The 16,344-nt window shown below is 63.0% G+C and carries 17 protein-coding genes; 8 read left to right on the forward strand and 9 right to left on the reverse strand.

All coding sequences use genetic code 11. The annotated features are described in order from the left end of the window. Positions 1-30 precede the first annotated feature (30 nt). The gene (cspD, locus tag LU684_RS14420) at positions 31-297 is read right to left on the reverse strand and encodes a cold shock domain-containing protein CspD (protein WP_016488125.1); all 267 of its coding nucleotides are present in this window, start codon (positions 295-297) and stop codon (positions 31-33) included. Positions 298-527: 230 nt separating this feature from the next. Here cspD and clpS point away from each other — a divergent pair, with 230 nt between their 5' ends. Together clpS and clpA are read left to right on the forward strand one after the other, a co-directional pair. Continuing rightward, entirely contained in the window at positions 528-890 is a 363-nt protein-coding gene (gene clpS / locus LU684_RS14425; protein ID WP_016488124.1) for an ATP-dependent Clp protease adapter ClpS, read from the forward strand. 30 nt (positions 891-920) lie between these two features. Further along, a complete protein-coding gene (gene clpA, locus LU684_RS14430) occupies positions 921-3,191 on the forward strand; it encodes an ATP-dependent Clp protease ATP-binding subunit ClpA (protein WP_016488123.1) in 2,271 nt (756 codons plus the stop codon). 174 nt (positions 3,192-3,365) lie between these two features. Here clpA and infA read toward each other — a convergent pair whose 3' ends face one another. The 3 genes from infA to aat form a co-directional block, all read right to left on the reverse strand. Next, entirely contained in the window at positions 3,366-3,584 is a 219-nt protein-coding gene (gene infA, locus LU684_RS14435) for a translation initiation factor IF-1 (protein ID WP_002553999.1), read from the reverse strand. A gap of 101 nt (positions 3,585-3,685) precedes the next feature. Continuing rightward, a complete protein-coding gene (locus LU684_RS14440; RefSeq protein WP_016488122.1) occupies positions 3,686-4,393 on the reverse strand; it encodes an arginyltransferase in 708 nt (235 codons plus the stop codon). A gap of 56 nt (positions 4,394-4,449) precedes the next feature. Then, positions 4,450-5,130, reverse strand: a complete 681-nt coding sequence (gene aat / locus LU684_RS14445; RefSeq protein ID WP_063422625.1) for a leucyl/phenylalanyl-tRNA--protein transferase — start codon at positions 5,128-5,130, stop codon at positions 4,450-4,452. A 383-nt stretch (positions 5,131-5,513) separates the two neighbouring features. On the opposite strand from aat, the gene LU684_RS14450 reads away from it, so the two are divergent. The 6 genes from LU684_RS14450 to cysG all read left to right on the forward strand — a co-directional run bounded on the left by LU684_RS14450 (position 5,514) and on the right by cysG (position 13,158). After that, positions 5,514-8,060 (forward strand): DNA translocase FtsK, encoded by a 2,547-nt coding sequence (locus LU684_RS14450; protein ID WP_371918306.1) that lies wholly within the window; start codon positions 5,514-5,516, stop codon positions 8,058-8,060. Positions 8,061-8,122: 62 nt separating this feature from the next. Further along, a complete protein-coding gene (gene lolA, locus LU684_RS14455; protein WP_016488119.1) occupies positions 8,123-8,746 on the forward strand; it encodes an outer membrane lipoprotein chaperone LolA in 624 nt (207 codons plus the stop codon). Positions 8,747-8,758: 12 nt separating this feature from the next. Next, the gene (locus LU684_RS14460; protein WP_016488118.1) at positions 8,759-10,084 is read left to right on the forward strand and encodes a replication-associated recombination protein A; all 1,326 of its coding nucleotides are present in this window, start codon (positions 8,759-8,761) and stop codon (positions 10,082-10,084) included. After that, on the forward strand, positions 10,081-10,455 hold the full coding sequence (crcB, locus tag LU684_RS14465; protein ID WP_016488117.1) for a fluoride efflux transporter CrcB: 375 nt from the start codon (positions 10,081-10,083) through the stop codon (positions 10,453-10,455). Before LU684_RS14460 ends, crcB begins: the two co-directional genes overlap by 4 nt. Positions 10,456-10,485: 30 nt before the next feature. Further along, complete coding sequence (serS, locus tag LU684_RS14470; RefSeq protein WP_016488116.1) at positions 10,486-11,766, forward strand: serine--tRNA ligase; 1,281 nt, start codon at positions 10,486-10,488, stop codon at positions 11,764-11,766. Then, the gene (gene cysG, locus LU684_RS14475) at positions 11,767-13,158 is read left to right on the forward strand and encodes a siroheme synthase CysG (protein ID WP_016488115.1); all 1,392 of its coding nucleotides are present in this window, start codon (positions 11,767-11,769) and stop codon (positions 13,156-13,158) included. It begins immediately after the preceding gene. 130 nt (positions 13,159-13,288) lie between these two features. On the opposite strand, the gene LU684_RS14480 is transcribed toward cysG, so the two are convergent. From LU684_RS14480 to tusC, 5 genes are all read right to left on the reverse strand, one after another. Next, the gene (locus tag LU684_RS14480; RefSeq protein ID WP_232894754.1) at positions 13,289-14,248 is read right to left on the reverse strand and encodes a glutathione S-transferase family protein; all 960 of its coding nucleotides are present in this window, start codon (positions 14,246-14,248) and stop codon (positions 13,289-13,291) included. Positions 14,249-14,342: 94 nt separating this feature from the next. Next, positions 14,343-15,344 carry a glycosyl transferase family protein gene (locus LU684_RS14485; RefSeq protein WP_232894757.1) on the reverse strand — a complete coding sequence of 334 codons (1,002 nt, stop codon included), beginning with the start codon at positions 15,342-15,344 and terminating at the stop codon, positions 14,343-14,345. A gap of 11 nt (positions 15,345-15,355) precedes the next feature. Next, entirely contained in the window at positions 15,356-15,691 is a 336-nt protein-coding gene (locus LU684_RS14490) for a TusE/DsrC/DsvC family sulfur relay protein (RefSeq protein ID WP_102689949.1), read from the reverse strand. Next, on the reverse strand, positions 15,688-15,984 hold the full coding sequence (tusB, locus tag LU684_RS14495; protein WP_016488111.1) for a sulfurtransferase complex subunit TusB: 297 nt from the start codon (positions 15,982-15,984) through the stop codon (positions 15,688-15,690). Before tusB ends, LU684_RS14490 begins: the two co-directional genes overlap by 4 nt. After that, complete coding sequence (gene tusC / locus LU684_RS14500) at positions 15,984-16,343, reverse strand: sulfurtransferase complex subunit TusC (RefSeq protein WP_060517055.1); 360 nt, start codon at positions 16,341-16,343, stop codon at positions 15,984-15,986. The genes tusB and tusC overlap by 1 nt, the downstream gene beginning before the upstream one ends. Between the last annotated feature and the right edge of the window lies 1 nt (position 16,344).

Consider the following 16,344-nt stretch of genomic DNA (forward strand, 5'->3'; position numbering starts at 1 on the left):
TTGTTTCGTATACCGGCACAGCGCAGGCAGTCAGGCTTTGGCAGTTTCGCTCTGCGGCTCGCCCAGGGTTCTGGCACCCTCTGCCGCGGCCACCGCAGCGTCTTTGATGTCGACGGCGTGCAGACCTTTGGGGCCCTGTACGATGTCGAACACTACGCACTGGCCTGCCTTGAGGGTCTTGTATCCGTCCATTCGGATGGCCGAATAATGGGCGAACAGGTCATCGGATTTACCTTCTTCATTGATGAACCCATAGCCCTTGGCATTGTTGAACCACTTGACTTTACCGCTTGCCATCCCTATGTCCCTCTGCAAAGGACTCCATCACTGGAGTATCATCCACTTCATCCGCATACGAACCTTGCGAAAAATCTGGTTGACTGCGCGGATCTTTATCGACCACGGTGGGTTCTTATTGGTTGTAACACCGTTTTGCCGATAGTCAAGGTCGCCCGGCGCCTGCGCCGGCCGTGGCCTGTGCCGTCAACCCACAACCTTAACCTGACGCTCATGATGAAATTCTTTCCATGCATGCACCTAGTGAGATTCGACTAACATTCAATCAGGATCGCCCGCAAACGAATGAGGACGACGGCTCGGGTCTTGCAGTCCAGGAAGCCAAGCCGATCCTGCAGGCGCCACCGATGTACAAGGTGGTTTTGTTCAACGATGACTACACGCCAATGGATTTCGTCGTCGAAGTGCTCGAGACGTTCTTCAGTCTGAACCGCGAGCTGGCGACCAAGATCATGCTGACCGTCCATACAGAAGGGCGGGCAGTGTGCGGATTGTTTACCCGTGACATCGCCGAAACAAAGGCTATGCAGGTCAACCAATACGCCAGGGAAAGCCAGCATCCGCTACTCTGTGAAATCGAGAAGGACGGTTAATCGCCGACCACTTGGGTATGAGGTGAAGCTATGTTAAACCGCGAGCTCGAAGTCACCCTCAATCTGGCCTTCAAGGAGGCCCGTTCGAAACGTCATGAGTTCATGACCGTCGAACATCTGCTGCTGGCACTCCTTGACAATGAGGCTGCCGCGACCGTTCTGCGCGCCTGTGGCGCCAATCTCGACAAGCTCAAGCACGACCTGCAAGAGTTCATCGATTCCACCACCCCGTTGATCCCTGTCAACGATGAAGACCGTGAAACCCAGCCGACCCTGGGCTTCCAGCGCGTGCTGCAGCGTGCCGTGTTCCACGTGCAAAGCTCTGGCAAGCGCGAAGTGACCGGCGCCAACGTGCTGGTGGCGATCTTCAGCGAACAGGAAAGCCAGGCCGTATTCCTGCTCAAGCAACAGAGCGTGGCCCGCATCGACGTTGTGAACTACATCGCCCATGGCATCTCCAAGGTGCCTGGCCATGGTTCGCACGCTGACAGCGATCAGGAAATGCAGGACGAAGAGGGCGGCGAAACGTCCTCGTCGAGCAACCCGCTGGACGCTTATGCCAGCAACCTGAACGAGCTGGCCCGTGCCGGCCGTATAGACCCGCTGGTAGGTCGCGAGCAGGAAGTTGAGCGCGTGGCGCAAATCCTTGCCCGCCGGCGCAAGAACAACCCGCTGCTGGTGGGTGAGGCGGGCGTGGGCAAAACCGCCATCGCCGAAGGCCTGGCCAAGCGCATTGTCGATGGCCAGGTGCCCGACCTGCTGGCGCAGAGCGTGGTGTACTCCCTCGACCTTGGCGCACTGCTGGCCGGTACCAAGTACCGCGGTGACTTCGAGAAACGCTTCAAGGCGCTGCTCGGCGAGCTGCGCAAGCGCCCGCAGGCGATCCTGTTCATCGACGAAATCCACACCATCATCGGTGCCGGTGCGGCGTCGGGCGGGGTGATGGATGCCTCCAACCTGCTCAAACCGTTGCTGTCGTCGGGTGAGATCCGTTGCATTGGCTCCACCACCTTCCAGGAGTTTCGCGGCATCTTCGAGAAGGATCGTGCCTTGGCACGGCGCTTCCAGAAGGTGGATGTCAGCGAGCCGTCGGTCGAAGACACCGTGGGCATTCTGCGCGGCCTTAAAGGGCGCTTCGAGAGCCACCACAACATCGAGTACAGCGACGAAGCCCTGCGCGCCGCCGCCGAACTGGCCTCGCGCTACATCAATGACCGGCACATGCCGGACAAGGCCATCGACGTGATCGACGAAGCGGGTGCCTACCAGCGCCTGCAGCCGGAAGCCAACCGCGTCAAACGCATCGACGTGCCGCAGGTCGAGGACATCGTTGCCAAGATTGCGCGCATTCCGCCGAAGCATGTCAGCAGTTCCGACAAAGAGCTGCTGCGTAATCTCGAGCGTGACCTGAAACTGACCGTGTTTGGCCAGGACCAGGCGATCGATTCGCTGTCGACTGCCATCAAGCTGTCCCGTGCCGGCCTCAAGGCGCCAGACAAGCCTGTCGGTTCGTTCCTGTTCGCCGGCCCAACCGGCGTCGGCAAGACCGAAGCGGCCCGGCAGCTGGCCAAGGCGCTGGGTGTGGAGCTGGTGCGTTTCGACATGTCCGAGTACATGGAGCGCCACACGGTGTCCCGCCTGATCGGTGCGCCTCCTGGTTACGTTGGCTTTGACCAGGGTGGCTTGTTGACCGAGGCGATCACCAAGCAACCGCACTGCGTCTTGCTGCTCGATGAAATCGAGAAGGCCCACCCGGAAGTCTTCAACCTGCTGCTGCAGGTGATGGACCACGGTACCCTGACCGACAACAACGGGCGCAAGGCCGACTTCCGTAACGTGATTTTGATCATGACCACCAACGCTGGCGCGGAAACCGCGGCACGGGCCTCGATCGGCTTCACCCATCAGGACCATGCGTCCGATGCCATGGAAGTCATCCGCAAGAGCTTCACGCCAGAGTTCCGCAACCGCCTGGACACCATCATCCAGTTCGGCCGCCTGAGCCACGAGACGATCAAGAGCATCGTCGACAAGTTCCTTATCGAACTGCAGGCGCAGCTGGAAGACAAGCGTGTGCTGCTGGAAGTCAGTGATGACGCCCGCGGCTGGCTGGCGGCGTCGGGCTACGATGTGCAGATGGGCGCGCGGCCGATGGCGCGGCTGATCCAGGACAAGATCAAACGGCCGTTGGCCGAGGAGATCCTGTTTGGCGAACTGGCCGAGCATGGCGGTGTGGTGCACATCGACCTGCGCGATGGCGAACTGGTGTTCGACTTCGAGACCACGGCTGAGGTTGCCTGACAAGCGAGGCCCTGTGGGAGCGGGCTTGCCCCGCGAACACCGGCGAAGCCGGTGCCATGCGCCGCGGGGCCTGCTTCGCGGGGCAAGCCCGTTCCCACAGAGAGGGTTGCAACCGTACAATTTCACAGGCACAAAAAAGCCCGGCACATGGCCGGGCTTTTTCATGGCTGGAGCTTAGCGCGCACGGTAGGTGATGCGGCCCTTGCTCAGGTCGTAGGGCGTCAGCTCGACGCGGACCTTGTCGCCAGTGAGAATACGGATGTAGTTTTTGCGCATCTTTCCGGAGATGTGCGCGGTTACGACGTGCCCGTTTTCCAACTCCACGCGGAACATGGTGTTGGGCAGGGTGTCGACGACAGTACCTTCCATTTCGAAGCTGTCTTCTTTCGACATGCAGTTGAGCCCTCGGATCCAGTGTTAGCCCGACGCATATCCGCACCGGGCAAAAAAGTGGCGCCGATTATGCCGGAAATCTGCGTGTCAAGCCAATGCTTTCAGTTAAGGGTGACCCAGCGCTGGTTTATCAGCAGCTCGATAGGCCGATACTGCGTCTTGTAGTTCATTTTCTTGCAGTTCTTGATCCAGTAGCCCAGGTAAACCGCCTCCAGGTCCTGGCGCACGGCTTCGGTGATCTGCCAGAGGATGGCGAAGCGGCCAAGGCTGCGTCGCTCCTCGTCCGGCTCGTAGAAGGTGTACACCGCCGACAGGCCGTTGGGCAGCAGGTCGCACACGGCCACCGCCATCAACCGGCCTTCCAGGCGGAACTCGTAGAACCAGCAGAACGGCAGGTCGCGTACCAGAAAGGTGGAAAACTGATCACGGCTGGGCGGGTACATGTCACCGTCGGCGTGGCGCGTTTCGATATAGCGCCGGTACAGCTCGAAGTACTCCTCCTTGAACGTGGGGCGCGCCGCGCTCACGGTCAGGTCGGCATTGCGCTTGAGAATGCGCCGTTGCTGGCGGTTGGGAATAAAGCGCGCCGCCGGGATGCGCGCCGGCACGCAGGCGTTGCAGTTCTGGCAGTGGGGGCGGTACAGGTGGTCGCCACTGCGCCGAAAGCCCATTTCCGACAGGTCGGCGTACACCTTTACGTCCATCGGCTGGCTGGGGTCGAGGAACAGTGTGGTCGCCTGCTCGTCAGGCAGGTAGCTGCAGGAGTGGGGCTGAGTGGCATAAAACTTCAACCGCGCCAACTCTGTCATGATCAACCCCTTCGGTGAGACTTTGTTTTAAGTGTAAGCCAGCTATGGCAACTCGCCTAGGCAACCCACGTTGCGCTGTTGGGCTGGTCGAGGTGGCGTGCCAGGTAGCCGGCGAACTCGGCGCGGCTGATGGCATGGGCGCCCAGGCTGTGCAGGTGGTTGGTGGGCATCTGGCAGTCGATCAGCACGAAGCCGGCTTCGCGCAGGTGGTTGACCAGGGTCACGAAGCCAACCTTGGAGGCGTTGTCGGCGCGGCTGAACATTGATTCGCCGAAGAACAGCTGGCCCATGGCCAGGCCGTACAGGCCGCCGACCAGCTCGCCGTCCTGGCGTACCTCCACCGAATGCGCGATGCCACGGCGGTGCAGTTCGCAGTAGGCGTTGCGCATGGTATCGGTGATCCAGGTGCCGTCGGCGTAGTCGCGGGGTGCGGCGCAGGCCGCAATGACGGCAGCAAAGTCGGTGTCGAAGCTGACCTGGTAGCGGCCCTGGCGCATCAGCTTGGCCAGCGAGCGCGAAACGTGCAGTTGGTCGGGCAGCAGCACCGTGCGCGGGTCGGGTGACCACCACAGAATGGGCTGGCCGTCCTGGTACCACGGGAAACAGCCATGGCGGTAGGCCTGCACCAGGCGCTCGGGGCTCAGGTCGCCGCCAGCGGCCAGCAGGCCGTTGGGGTCGTGCAGGGCCTTTTCCAGGGGTGGGAAGGTCAGCGAGTCGCGGGTCAGCCAGGTGAGCATGGTCTATCGTGCGGTGGGGGAGGGGAGAGGGCAGCATGGCGCGGGTGAAAAGCAGGGTCAATCTCTTTGGCTGCTTCGCGGGCACGCCCGCTCCCACAGAAACCCCACGGTCTTCAGGCTTGCGCAGGCCTGTGGGAGCGGGCGAGCCCGCGAAGAGGCCGGCACAGGCCAGGAAATCAGGCAATTTCCTGCACATTTATCAAGCCGCAGGCACCATCCGCTATATTTGCGGTCACACCTGTGCAAAAACACAGCATAACCCTTTGTCACAAAAGAAAATGCATGCTCAAATTGCAGCCATGTGAAAGTCGCCCCCGGGCAAACCCCCATGCGGCGTGCCGCCATGGCGGCTGGCGGGCAGTAATGTTAAAAGTAGTGGTTCATTGGCCGCACAGCCGGCCGATCACTATTGGACGCGCACCACGCGCAGGAATAGACGCGTTTTGAAGAAATCCACCGCAACCCCAGCTCCTTTGCCTGTGCCCCTGTGGCGGCAGCAGCTGCATTATCGCCTTAAGGAAGGTGCGTTGATCGCGATCGGCGCCTTGTGCCTGTACCTGTGGATGGCGCTGCTGACCTACGACACTTCCGACCCGGGCTTCAGCCACACCAGCAACGTCGAGCAGGTGCAGAACGCCGCCGGGCGCGCCGGCGCCTACTTCGCCGACATCCTGTTCATGGTGCTGGGTTACTTTGCCTACATCTTCCCGCTGTTGCTGGGGGTCAAGACCTGGCAGATCTTCCGTGAGCGCCATCAGCCCTGGGACTGGAGCGGCTGGCTGTTCTCCTGGCGGCTGATCGGCCTGGTGTTCCTGGTGCTATCCGGCGCAGCGCTGGCACATATCCACTTCCATCCGCCGGCGAGCATGCCGTTTTCCGCGGGCGGCGCGCTGGGCGAAAGCCTGGGCGAGCTGGCGCGCAACCTGCTGAACGTGCAGGGCAGCACGCTGATGTTCATAGCCCTGTTCCTGTTCGGCCTGACCGTGTTCACCGATTTGTCGTGGTTCAAGGTGATGGACCTGACCGGCAAGATCACCCTTGACCTGTTCGAGTTGGTGCAGGGTGCCGCCAACCGCTGGTGGGAAGCGCGTAATGAGCGTAAACGCCTGGAGGCCCAGCTGCGTGAGGACGAGCCGGTGTTCAAGGCGCCGCCGATGGCCGCCGACAAGCGCGAGCCTGCCAAGCCGGCGTTGCGCGAGCGTCTTTTCAAGCGCGAAGAAGCGCCTGCTCAACCTGCCGCGCCACGCGAACCGACCTTGGCCCGTGAGCCCGTTGTGCCGCGCGAGCCGGTTGTACCGCGTGAAACCGTGCTGCCCCGCGAGCAGCCTGCAGCCCCGACGATCGTGCCTCCGGCAGCGGCCAGGGCGCCGGAGCCGAGCAAGCGGGTGATGAAGGAGAAGCAGGCGCCGCTGTTCGTCGACAGCGCCGTCGAAGGCACCCTGCCGTCGATTTCCATCCTCGACCCGGCCGAGCAGAAAAAGATCGAGTACTCGCCAGAGTCCCTGGCCAGTGTCGGCCAGTTGCTGGAAATCAAACTCAAGGAATTCGGCGTTGAAGTCTCGGTGGACTCGATCCACCCAGGCCCGGTGATTACCCGTTACGAAATCCAGCCGGCCGCTGGCGTCAAGGTCAGCCGTATCGCCAACCTGGCCAAGGACCTGGCGCGCTCGCTGGCCGTGACCAGCGTGCGGGTGGTCGAGGTCATCCCTGGCAAGACCACCGTGGGTATCGAGATCCCCAACGAAAACCGGCAGATGGTGCGGTTTTCCGAAGTGCTGGCCACGCCGCAGTTCGAGGAGCAGAAGTCCCCGGTCACCCTGGCCCTGGGCCACGACATCGGCGGCAAGCCGGTGATCACCGACCTGGCCAAGATGCCACACCTGCTGGTGGCCGGTACCACCGGCTCCGGTAAGTCGGTGGGTGTGAACGCGATGATCCTGTCGATCCTGTTCAAATCCGGCCCGGAAGACGCGCGGTTGATCATGATTGACCCGAAAATGCTCGAACTGTCGATCTACGAAGGCATCCCGCATTTGCTGTGCCCAGTGGTCACCGACATGAAGGATGCTGCTAACGCCCTGCGCTGGAGCGTGGCCGAGATGGAGCGCCGCTACAAGCTGATGGCGGCCATGGGCGTGCGTAACCTTGGCGGCTTCAACCGCAAGATCAAGGATGCCCAGGAGGCCGGCGAGATCATCCATGACCCGCTGTACCGCCGCGAGAGCATGGACGACGAGCCGCCTGCGCTGAAAACCCTGCCGACCATCGTGGTGGTGGTCGACGAATTCGCCGACATGATGATGATCGTCGGCAAGAAGGTCGAAGAGCTGATCGCCCGTATCGCCCAGAAGGCGCGGGCGGCCGGTATCCACCTGATTCTTGCCACCCAGCGCCCGTCGGTGGACGTGATCACCGGCCTGATCAAGGCCAACATCCCGACCCGCATGGCGTTCCAGGTATCGAGCAAGATCGACTCGCGCACCATCATCGACCAAGGTGGTGCCGAGCAGCTGCTGGGCCACGGTGACATGCTGTACATGCCGCCGGGTACCAGCCTGCCGATCCGGGTGCACGGTGCGTTCGTCTCCGACGACGAAGTGCACCGCGTGGTGGAAGCGTGGAAGCTGCGCGGCGCGCCGGACTACAACGACGACATCCTCAACGGCGTGGAAGAGGCCGGCAGCGGCTTCGAAGGCGGCGGTGGCGGTGGGGATGGCGAAGATTCGGAAAGCGACGCCCTGTATGATGAGGCCGTGCAGTTCGTGCTGGAAAGCCGCCGTGCGTCGATCTCGGCCGTGCAGCGCAAGCTGAAGATCGGCTACAACCGCGCCGCCCGCATGATCGAAGCCATGGAAATGGCTGGCGTGGTCACCCCGATGAACAGCAACGGCTCGCGGGAAGTGATTGCCCCGGGCGGCCCGCGCGACTGATGAACACCTTGCCGGGCGCCAACGGTGGCGCCCGGTCTTTTCAATGCTCAATGAGGATTACCATGCGCGCGATTCGCATGCTGTTGGTTTCTGCCCTTGCTCTGGGCAGCGTTTCGGCTTTTGCCGGTGAGCAAGATGTACAACGCCTGACCCAGCTGCTGGAAAAGTCGCAGACCATCGAGGCCAATTTCTCTCAATTGACCTTGGGTGCCGACGGCGCCAGCCTGCAGGAAACCGCTGGCCAGATGACAGTCAAGCGCCCGGGCCTGTTCTACTGGCACACCGATGCGCCGCAGGAGCAGGTGGTGGTGTCTGATGGCAAGATGGTGACCCTGTGGGACCCGGACCTGGAACAGGCCACCATCAAGAAGCTCGACGTGCGCCTGAACCAGACCCCGGCACTGCTGCTGTCCGGTGACGTGTCGAAGATCAGCCAGAGCTTCGATATCACCTCCAAGGAGCAGGGCGAAGTCATGGACTTCACCCTCAAGCCGAAGACCAAGGACACCCTGTTCGACTCGCTGCGCGTGTCGTTCCGCAAAGGCCTGATCAATGACATGCAGTTGGTCGACAGCGTCGGCCAACGCACCAACATCCTGTTCAATGGCGTCAAGGCCAACCAGGCGGTGCCGGACAGCAGGTTCAAGTTCGACATCCCCAAAGGTGCGGACGTGATCAAGGAGTAAGCGGAGCTCGTGATGGACCTGTTTCGAAGCGAACCCGTCGCCCAGCCCCTGGCTGCTCGCCTGCGCCCGTCCAACCTGGACGAGTACGTGGGCCAGGAGCACCTGCTGGCGCGCGGCAAACCGCTGCGTGAGGCGCTGGAGCAGGGGGCGCTGCACTCGATGATCTTCTGGGGGCCGCCTGGGGTGGGCAAGACCACTCTGGCGCGGCTGCTGGCGCAGTTTTGCGATGCGCACTTCGAAACCGTGTCGGCGGTGCTGGCCGGGGTGAAAGAGATTCGCCAGGCGGTCGAGGTGGCCAAGCAGCAGGCTGGGCAGTATGGCCGGCGCACCATCCTGTTCGTTGACGAGGTGCACCGCTTCAACAAGTCGCAGCAGGACGCCTTTTTGCCCTACGTCGAAGACGGCACCCTGCTGTTCATCGGCGCTACCACCGAAAACCCGTCGTTCGAGCTGAACAACGCGCTGTTGTCGCGGGCGCGGGTGTATGTGCTCAAGAGCCTGGACGAGGCGGCCCTGCGCAAGCTGGTCAACCGTGCGCTGACCGAAGAGCGTGGCCTGGGCAAGCGCAACCTGCAGGTGGGCGACGAGGCCTTCAAGATGCTCATGGCCGCTGCCGACGGGGATGGCCGGCGCATGCTCAACTTCCTCGAGAACGCCTCGGACCTGGCGGAAGACGGCAGCGAAATCGACGTCGAGATGCTGCAGAGCCTGCTGGGTGACAGCCGCCGCCGCTTCGACAAGGGCGGCGAGGCGTTCTACGACCAGATTTCCGCGCTGCACAAGTCGGTGCGCGGCTCCAACCCCGATGGCGCCCTGTACTGGTTTGCCCGCATGCTCGACGGCGGCTGCGACCCGCTGTACATCGCCCGCCGTGTGGTGCGCATGGCCAGCGAGGACATCGGCAACGCCGACCCGCGCGCGCTCAGCCTGTGCCTGGCAGCCTGGGACGTGCAGGAGCGCCTGGGCAGCCCCGAGGGCGAACTGGCGGTGGCGCAGGCCATCACGTACCTGGCCTGTGCGCCGAAAAGCAACGCGGTGTACATGGGCTTCAAGACTGCCCTGCGTGAAGCGGCCGAGCATGGCTCGCTGGAGGTGCCGTTGCACCTGCGCAACGCCCCGACCAAGCTGATGAAGCAACTGGGGTATGGCGACGAGTATCGCTATGCCCACGATGAACCTGATGCCTACGCCGCCGGTGAGGATTACTTCCCCGATGCGCTGGAGCCGCGCCAGTACTACCAGCCGGTGCCCCGTGGCCTGGAGCTGAAGATTGGCGAGAAGCTGCGCCACCTGGCCGACCTGGACCGTAACAGCCCCCGCCAGCGGAGAAAACCGTGATTGCACTCATTGCCGCGGTCAGCGCGGGCGGTGTTGCCGGCACCCTGTTGCGCTTCGCTACCGCCAACTGGGTAGCGGCCCACTGGCCACGGCACTTTTATGCCGGTACGCTGGCGGTCAACCTGGTTGGCTGCCTGCTGATCGGCTTGCTCTATGGCTTGTTCTTGCACAAGCCGCTGGCGCCGGTCGAATTACGCGCCGGCCTGATTGTCGGCTTCCTCGGTGGCCTGACGACCTTTTCCTCTTTCTCGCTCGATACCGTGCGCCTGATGGAAAGCGGGCAAGTGCCCCTTGCCTTGGGCTATACCAGTATCAGCGTGGTGGGCGGGCTGCTCGCAACCTGGGCCGGCCTGTCCCTGACCCGATTCTGAACCAACACCTACCTATAACGAGAGAACGATATGCTCGATTCCAAACTGTTACGCGGCCAACTTCAGGAAGTGGCGCAACGCCTGGCCTCCCGTGGCTTCAGCCTGGATGTCGCGCGCATCGAATCACTGGAAGAGCGCCGCAAGGCGGTGCAGACCCGCACCGAGCAATTGCAGGCCGAGCGTAACGCCCGTTCCAAGTCCATCGGCCAGGCCAAGGCCAAGGGCGAAGACATCGCGCCACTGATGGCCGACGTCGAGCGCATGGCCAACGAACTGGCTGCCGGCAAGACCGAGCTGGACGGCATTCAGGCCGAACTGGACGGTATCCTGCTGACCATCCCCAACCTGCCGGACGCCAGCGTACCGGTCGGTGCCAGCGAAGACGACAACGTCGAAGTGCGCCGTTGGGGTACGCCGACCGCCTTTGACTTCGAAATCAAGGACCACGTCGCCCTCGGCGAAGTCAGCGGTGGCCTGGACTTCGAGGCCGCAGCCAAGCTGTCTGGTGCCCGTTTTGCTGTACTGCGCGGCCCGATCGCCCGCCTGCACCGCGCCCTGGCGCAGTTCATGATCAACCTGCACACCGGCGAGCACGGCTACGAGGAGCACTACACCCCGTATCTGGTGCAGGCGCCTGCCTTGCAGGGCACTGGCCAGCTGCCAAAATTCGAGGAAGACCTGTTCAAGATCACCCGCGAAGGTGAAGCTGACTTCTACCTGATCCCGACTGCTGAAGTGTCCCTGACCAACCTGGTTGCCGGTGAAATCCTCGACGCCAAGCAGCTGCCGCTGAAACTGGTTGCCCACACCCCGTGCTTCCGCAGTGAAGCCGGTGCTTCCGGCCGTGACACCCGCGGCATGATCCGTCAGCACCAGTTCGACAAAGTCGAGATGGTGCAGGTGGTAGAGCCGGCCAAGTCGATGGAAGCCCTGGAAGGCCTGACTGCCAACGCCGAGCGCGTGCTGCAGCTGCTGGAGCTGCCGTACCGCGTGCTGGCCTTGTGCACCGGTGACATGGGCTTTGGTGCAGTGAAAACCTACGACCTGGAAGTGTGGGTGCCGAGCCAGGACAAGTACCGCGAGATCAGCTCGTGCTCCAACTGTGGCGACTTCCAGGCGCGCCGCATGCAGGCCCGCTGGCGCAACCCGGAAACCGGCAAGCCAGAGCTGGTGCACACCCTCAACGGCTCCGGCCTGGCCGTAGGCCGTACCCTGGTTGCCGTGCTGGAAAACTACCAGCAGGCCGACGGTTCCATCCGTGTACCGGACGTGCTCAAGCCGTACATGGGCGGCGTCGAGGTCATCCGCTAAATGGATTACCTGCCACTGTTCCACAAGCTGCAGGGCGGCCGCGTGCTGGTCGTCGGCGGTGGGGAGATCGCCTTGCGCAAGGCGCGCCTGCTGGCGGATGCCGGTAGCGTGCTGCGCGTGGTAGCGCCGGACGTCGACGGCCAGTTGGCCGCGTTGGCCCGCGAAGGTGGCGGTGAGGTGCTGGTGCGTGGCTATCAGGCAGCCGACCTGGTCGGTTGCCGGCTGGTGATCGCGGCTACCGACGACCCTGGGCTGAACGCCCAGGTGTCGGCCGATGCCCAGGCCCTCAGCCTGCCGGTCAACGTGGTGGATGCGCCGGCCCTGTGCACGGTGATCTTCCCGGCGATCGTCGACCGCTCACCGCTGGTGATTGCGGTATCCAGTGGCGGTGACGCCCCGGTTCTGGCGCGTCTGATTCGCGCCAAGCTGGAGGCGTGGATCCCCGCAGCCTATGGTGAGCTGGCCGGGCTGGCTGCGCGTTTCCGGCACAAGGTGAAAGCCTTGTACCCGGACGTCAACCAGCGTCGCGGCTTCTGGGAGACGGTGTTCCAGGGGCCGATTGCCGAGCGCCAGCTGGCCGGGCAGGGCGCTGAAGCCGAGCGCCTGTTGCAGGCGATGGTAGAAGGCGCGCCACTGCAGCAGGGTGGTGAGGTGTACCTGGTAGGGGCGGGCCCGGGTGATCCGGACTTGCTCACCTTCCGCGCTTTGCGCCTGATGCAGCAGGCCGACGTGGTGCTGTACGACCGCCTGGTGGCGCCTGCCATTATCGAGATGTGCCGGCGTGATGCCGAGCGGATTTACGTGGGCAAGCGCCGTGCTGACCACTCCGTGCCTCAGGACCAGATCAACCGCCTGCTGGTCGACCTGGCCCAGCAGGGCAAGCGCGTGTTGCGCTTGAAGGGTGGTGATCCGTTCATCTTCGGCCGGGGTGGCGAAGAGATCGAAGAGCTTGCCGAGCATGGCATTCCGTTCCAGGTGGTGCCGGGCATTACCGCGGCCAGTGGCTGCTCCGCGTATGGCGGGATTCCGCTGACTCACCGCGACTACGCCCAGTCGGTGCGCTTCGTCACCGGGCACCTGAAGGATGGCACCAGCAACCTGCCGTGGAATGACCTGGTGGCGCCGTCCCAGACCCTGGTGTTCTACATGGGATTGGTTGGTTTGCCGACCATCTGCGCCGAGCTGATTCGCCATGGGCGGGCGGCAAGTACCCCGGCGGCGTTGGTGCAGCAGGGGACTACGCGTAACCAGCGAGTGTTTACCGGAACCTTGGCGGACTTGCCAGACTTGGTGGCCCGGCATGAAGTGCATGCGCCGACCCTGGTGATTGTGGGGGAAGTGGTGCAGTTGCGTGACAAGCTGGCCTGGTTCGAAGGTTCGCAAAACAGCTGACATTGTTGGGGCCGCTTTGCGGCCCATTCGCAGCACAAGGCTGCTCCCACAGGGATCGCGTGAAGCCCGACGTGATTCCTGTAGGAGCAGCCTTGTGCTGCGAATGGGCTGCAAAGCAGCCCCGGCTATCTCAAGCCTGCCAGATCCCTTTCCCTACCAACTTCTCCCGATCATGCGGCAACCCAAAGTCCTGCAAAGGCCCTTTAGGCACGATCCCGGTCGGGTTGATGGTCTTGTGGCTCATGTAATAGTGCTTCTGGATATGCTCCATATCCACCGTGCCCGCCACCCCCGGCCACTGGTACAGCTCACGCAGCCAGTTTGACAGGTTGTGGTAGTCGCTGAGGCGGCGCAGGTTGCACTTGAAGTGCCCGTGGTACACCGCGTCGAAGCGCACCAGCGTGGTAAACAGGCGTACATCGGCCTCGGTCAGGTACTCACCGGCCAGGTAACGGTTGCGGCTCAGCACGTCTTCCAGATAATCCAGCTCGTTGAACACGTCGTCGAACGCAGCCTCGTAGGCGTCCTGCGTGGTGGCAAAGCCTGCGCGGTATACGCCGTTGTTCACCGCTGGGTAGATGCGCTCGTTCAGGGCTTCGATGGTCGTGCGCAGTGCCTCTGGGTAGAGGTCCAGGGTATTGCCGGTCAATTCGTTGAACGCGCTGTTGAAGATGCGGATGATCTCCGACGATTCATTGTTGACGATGCGTTTCTCTTTCTTGTCCCACAGTACCGGCACAGTCACGCGGCCGGTGTAATGTGGGTCATCCTGGGTATAGCGCTGGTGCAGGTACTGCAGGCCATCGAGGTGGTCACCGCTGGAGCCTTGCTGCTGGTCAAAGGTCCAGCCATGGTCTTGCATCAGCCAGCTGACCACCGACACATCGATCAATGGCTCAAGGCCTTTGAGGGCGCGCAAGATCAGGGTGCGGTGGGCCCATGGGCAGGCCAGCGAGACGTACAGGTGGTACCGGCCGGCTTCGGGAGCCGGCAGTTGATTGCGGCGTTGGGCGTTTTCGCGTTTGAACGTGCCGTCCTTGCCGTTTTCATACCACTGGTCGTGCCAGCGGCCGTCGATCAAAAGGCCCATGATGAGCTCCTGAAACAAAGTGATTTGTCGTTGGAGCCCAGTCTAGGCCAAATCGTTCGAACAAATAGCGCAAAGATCCGGGTGCTATTATCGGTTAAATCGATCTATCTCGCGTATTCCAATAGCCTTGGGCTGTCGCAAATGCCTGCTCGCGGTTCTGTCCCAGGCCACGCAGGGCCAGGGCCATGGTTGCGATCAGGGCTTTTTCGCCATAACTGTCTTCCACTTCACCGCGCCAGAACGCCCGCAAGTGCTCGGCCTGCAGGCTGGCCGGTTTGACATGGCGGCGCTCGCTCAGCGCTGGCCATTCTTCGTCCCATGCTTCGCCCGCCGTCGTGCCGTAGAGGTGGCTGATGACATCGGGGTTGACTTCGATCTCACCGCCATCGCCCTTGATCACCACGGCATGGTCGCCCAGCAGGCGGCTGGCCTCACGGTGCACGGCCTGGTAACCCGGGTGGAAGATGCTTTGCAGGCCACAGCGTGCGCCCAGCGGGTTGAGCACCCGGGCCAGTGAGTGGATGGGCGAGCGCAGGCCCAAGGTGTTGCGCAGGTCGATCATGCGCTGCAACTGCGGCGCCCAGTCGTGCAGCGGGAAAAACGCCAGGTGATGCTGGTCCAGTGTATTGCCCACAGCAGCCCAGTCGCGGCACAGCGGGATGTGCAACAGGTCGAGCAGTTGCTCTGTGTACATCCGCCCGGCGGTATGCGCGCCACCGCCGTGCATCAGGATGCGCACGCCATTGCCGGCCAGGCACTTGGCCGCCAGCAGGTACCAGGGCAGGTGGCGCTTCTTGCCGGCGTAAGTGGGCCAGTCCAGGTCCACCGCAATGCTCGGCGCCTGCAGGTGGGCGCGCAGCGCCTCGGTGAAGCCGGCCAGCTCTTCGGCGCTTTCTTCCTTGTGGCGCAGCAGCATGAGGAAGGCGCCCAGCTGGGTGTCCTCGACCTTGCCTTCCAGCAGCAGGGTCATGGCCGCGCGGGCCTCTTCACGGGTCAGGCCGCGCGCGCCGCGCTTGCCTTTGCCGAGAATGCGCACGAATTCGGCGAACGGGTGCTCGGCGGGGGTTTCAAGCGTGAGCGGGCGAGCTTCTTTCAAGAGGGGCTGGGTCATATGCAGTTGGTCGGCTTGGGCAGGCCCGCCAGCTTGGCGGCAAGTTTGGCGGGGGTGCCATTGAACAGGCGGTTCAGGTGCGGGCTGTTGCCCTTTTCCGGGCCCAGCTTCAGGGCCGTGTACTTGATCAGTGGGCGCGTGGCCGGGGACAGCTGGTATTCCTGGTAGAACTGGCGCAGCAGTTCGAGGATTTCCCAATGGTCCGCCGTCAACGGGATACCCTCGCGCTCGGCCAAAGCCTCGGCGGCGGCGCGGGACCAGTCTTGCAGGTCGACCAGAAAGCCGTCCTTGTCCAGGGCGATCGCATGATCGCCAACGTTGAGCGTACTCATAGCCAGCTGTTGACCTTGTCGTAAAGCAGCGACAGTTCGACGAACCCGGCGTAGTCCACGGCTTTGGCCAAGTCGTTGCCGACCGCGCGAGCTTGCACATCCTCATCCAGGGCGAACAGGCGCCGGGCCAGGCCGGCAGCTTGCAGTTGGCGATGCGGCTCGCTGCCGCTGCGCAGGGCATACACCGCATCGCCGCACAGCAGCAACGCGTCGTCGGTGCCGAGCAGGCGCAGGCAGCTGGCCAGGCGCTCGTCGCCAAACGGGGAGTGGGCAATTACATGCAGGGTTGTCATCAGAGCGTTACCACCTGGTCGAAACGGGCGATCAGCGCGGCCAGTGCCGCGTCGTCGAGCACTTGCACCGGCAGTGCCAGGGCATCGGCTGCCAGGCCGCGGCGGTTGAGGCTGTGGCTGCAGGCAAACAGTTCTTCGACACCGAACATTGGCAGTGCCTGCAAGTTGGCGGCCAGGTTCTTCTGTTGCACAGCGGTAGGTTGCTGCGCCGGGGCGAGCTGGAACACGCCGTCGTCCAGGAACAGCATGCCCAGCGGCAGGTCGAACGCGCCGCCGGCCAGGGCAATGTCCAGTGCTTCGCGGGCTGATGGGCCGTTCCACGGGGCCTGACGGCTGATGATCAACAAGGATTTGGCCACT

Origin of the sequence: Pseudomonas sp. NMI542_15 (genome assembly GCF_021283425.1) — a bacterium.
GTDB classification, from domain to species: domain Bacteria; phylum Pseudomonadota; class Gammaproteobacteria; order Pseudomonadales; family Pseudomonadaceae; genus Aquipseudomonas; species Aquipseudomonas fortuita.

Excerpts from the sequence above, each read along its gene's own strand:
- cspD (WP_016488125.1), bottom strand. The coding sequence starts at position 297 with ATGGCAAGCGGTAAAGTCAAGTGGTTCAACAATGCCAAGGGCTATGGG.
- clpS (WP_016488124.1), top strand. The coding sequence starts at position 528 with ATGCATGCACCTAGTGAGATTCGACTAACATTCAATCAGGATCGCCCG.
- clpA (WP_016488123.1), top strand. The coding sequence starts at position 921 with ATGTTAAACCGCGAGCTCGAAGTCACCCTCAATCTGGCCTTCAAGGAG.
- infA (WP_002553999.1), bottom strand. The coding sequence starts at position 3,584 with ATGTCGAAAGAAGACAGCTTCGAAATGGAAGGTACTGTCGTCGACACC.
- LU684_RS14440 (WP_016488122.1), bottom strand. The coding sequence starts at position 4,393 with ATGACAGAGTTGGCGCGGTTGAAGTTTTATGCCACTCAGCCCCACTCC.
- aat (WP_063422625.1), bottom strand. The coding sequence starts at position 5,130 with ATGCTCACCTGGCTGACCCGCGACTCGCTGACCTTCCCACCCCTGGAA.
- lolA (WP_016488119.1), top strand. The coding sequence starts at position 8,123 with ATGCGCGCGATTCGCATGCTGTTGGTTTCTGCCCTTGCTCTGGGCAGC.
- LU684_RS14460 (WP_016488118.1), top strand. The coding sequence starts at position 8,759 with ATGGACCTGTTTCGAAGCGAACCCGTCGCCCAGCCCCTGGCTGCTCGC.
- serS (WP_016488116.1), top strand. The coding sequence starts at position 10,486 with ATGCTCGATTCCAAACTGTTACGCGGCCAACTTCAGGAAGTGGCGCAA.
- cysG (WP_016488115.1), top strand. The coding sequence starts at position 11,767 with ATGGATTACCTGCCACTGTTCCACAAGCTGCAGGGCGGCCGCGTGCTG.
- LU684_RS14480 (WP_232894754.1), bottom strand. The coding sequence starts at position 14,248 with ATGGGCCTTTTGATCGACGGCCGCTGGCACGACCAGTGGTATGAAAAC.
- LU684_RS14490 (WP_102689949.1), bottom strand. The coding sequence starts at position 15,691 with ATGAGTACGCTCAACGTTGGCGATCATGCGATCGCCCTGGACAAGGAC.
- tusB (WP_016488111.1), bottom strand. The coding sequence starts at position 15,984 with ATGACAACCCTGCATGTAATTGCCCACTCCCCGTTTGGCGACGAGCGC.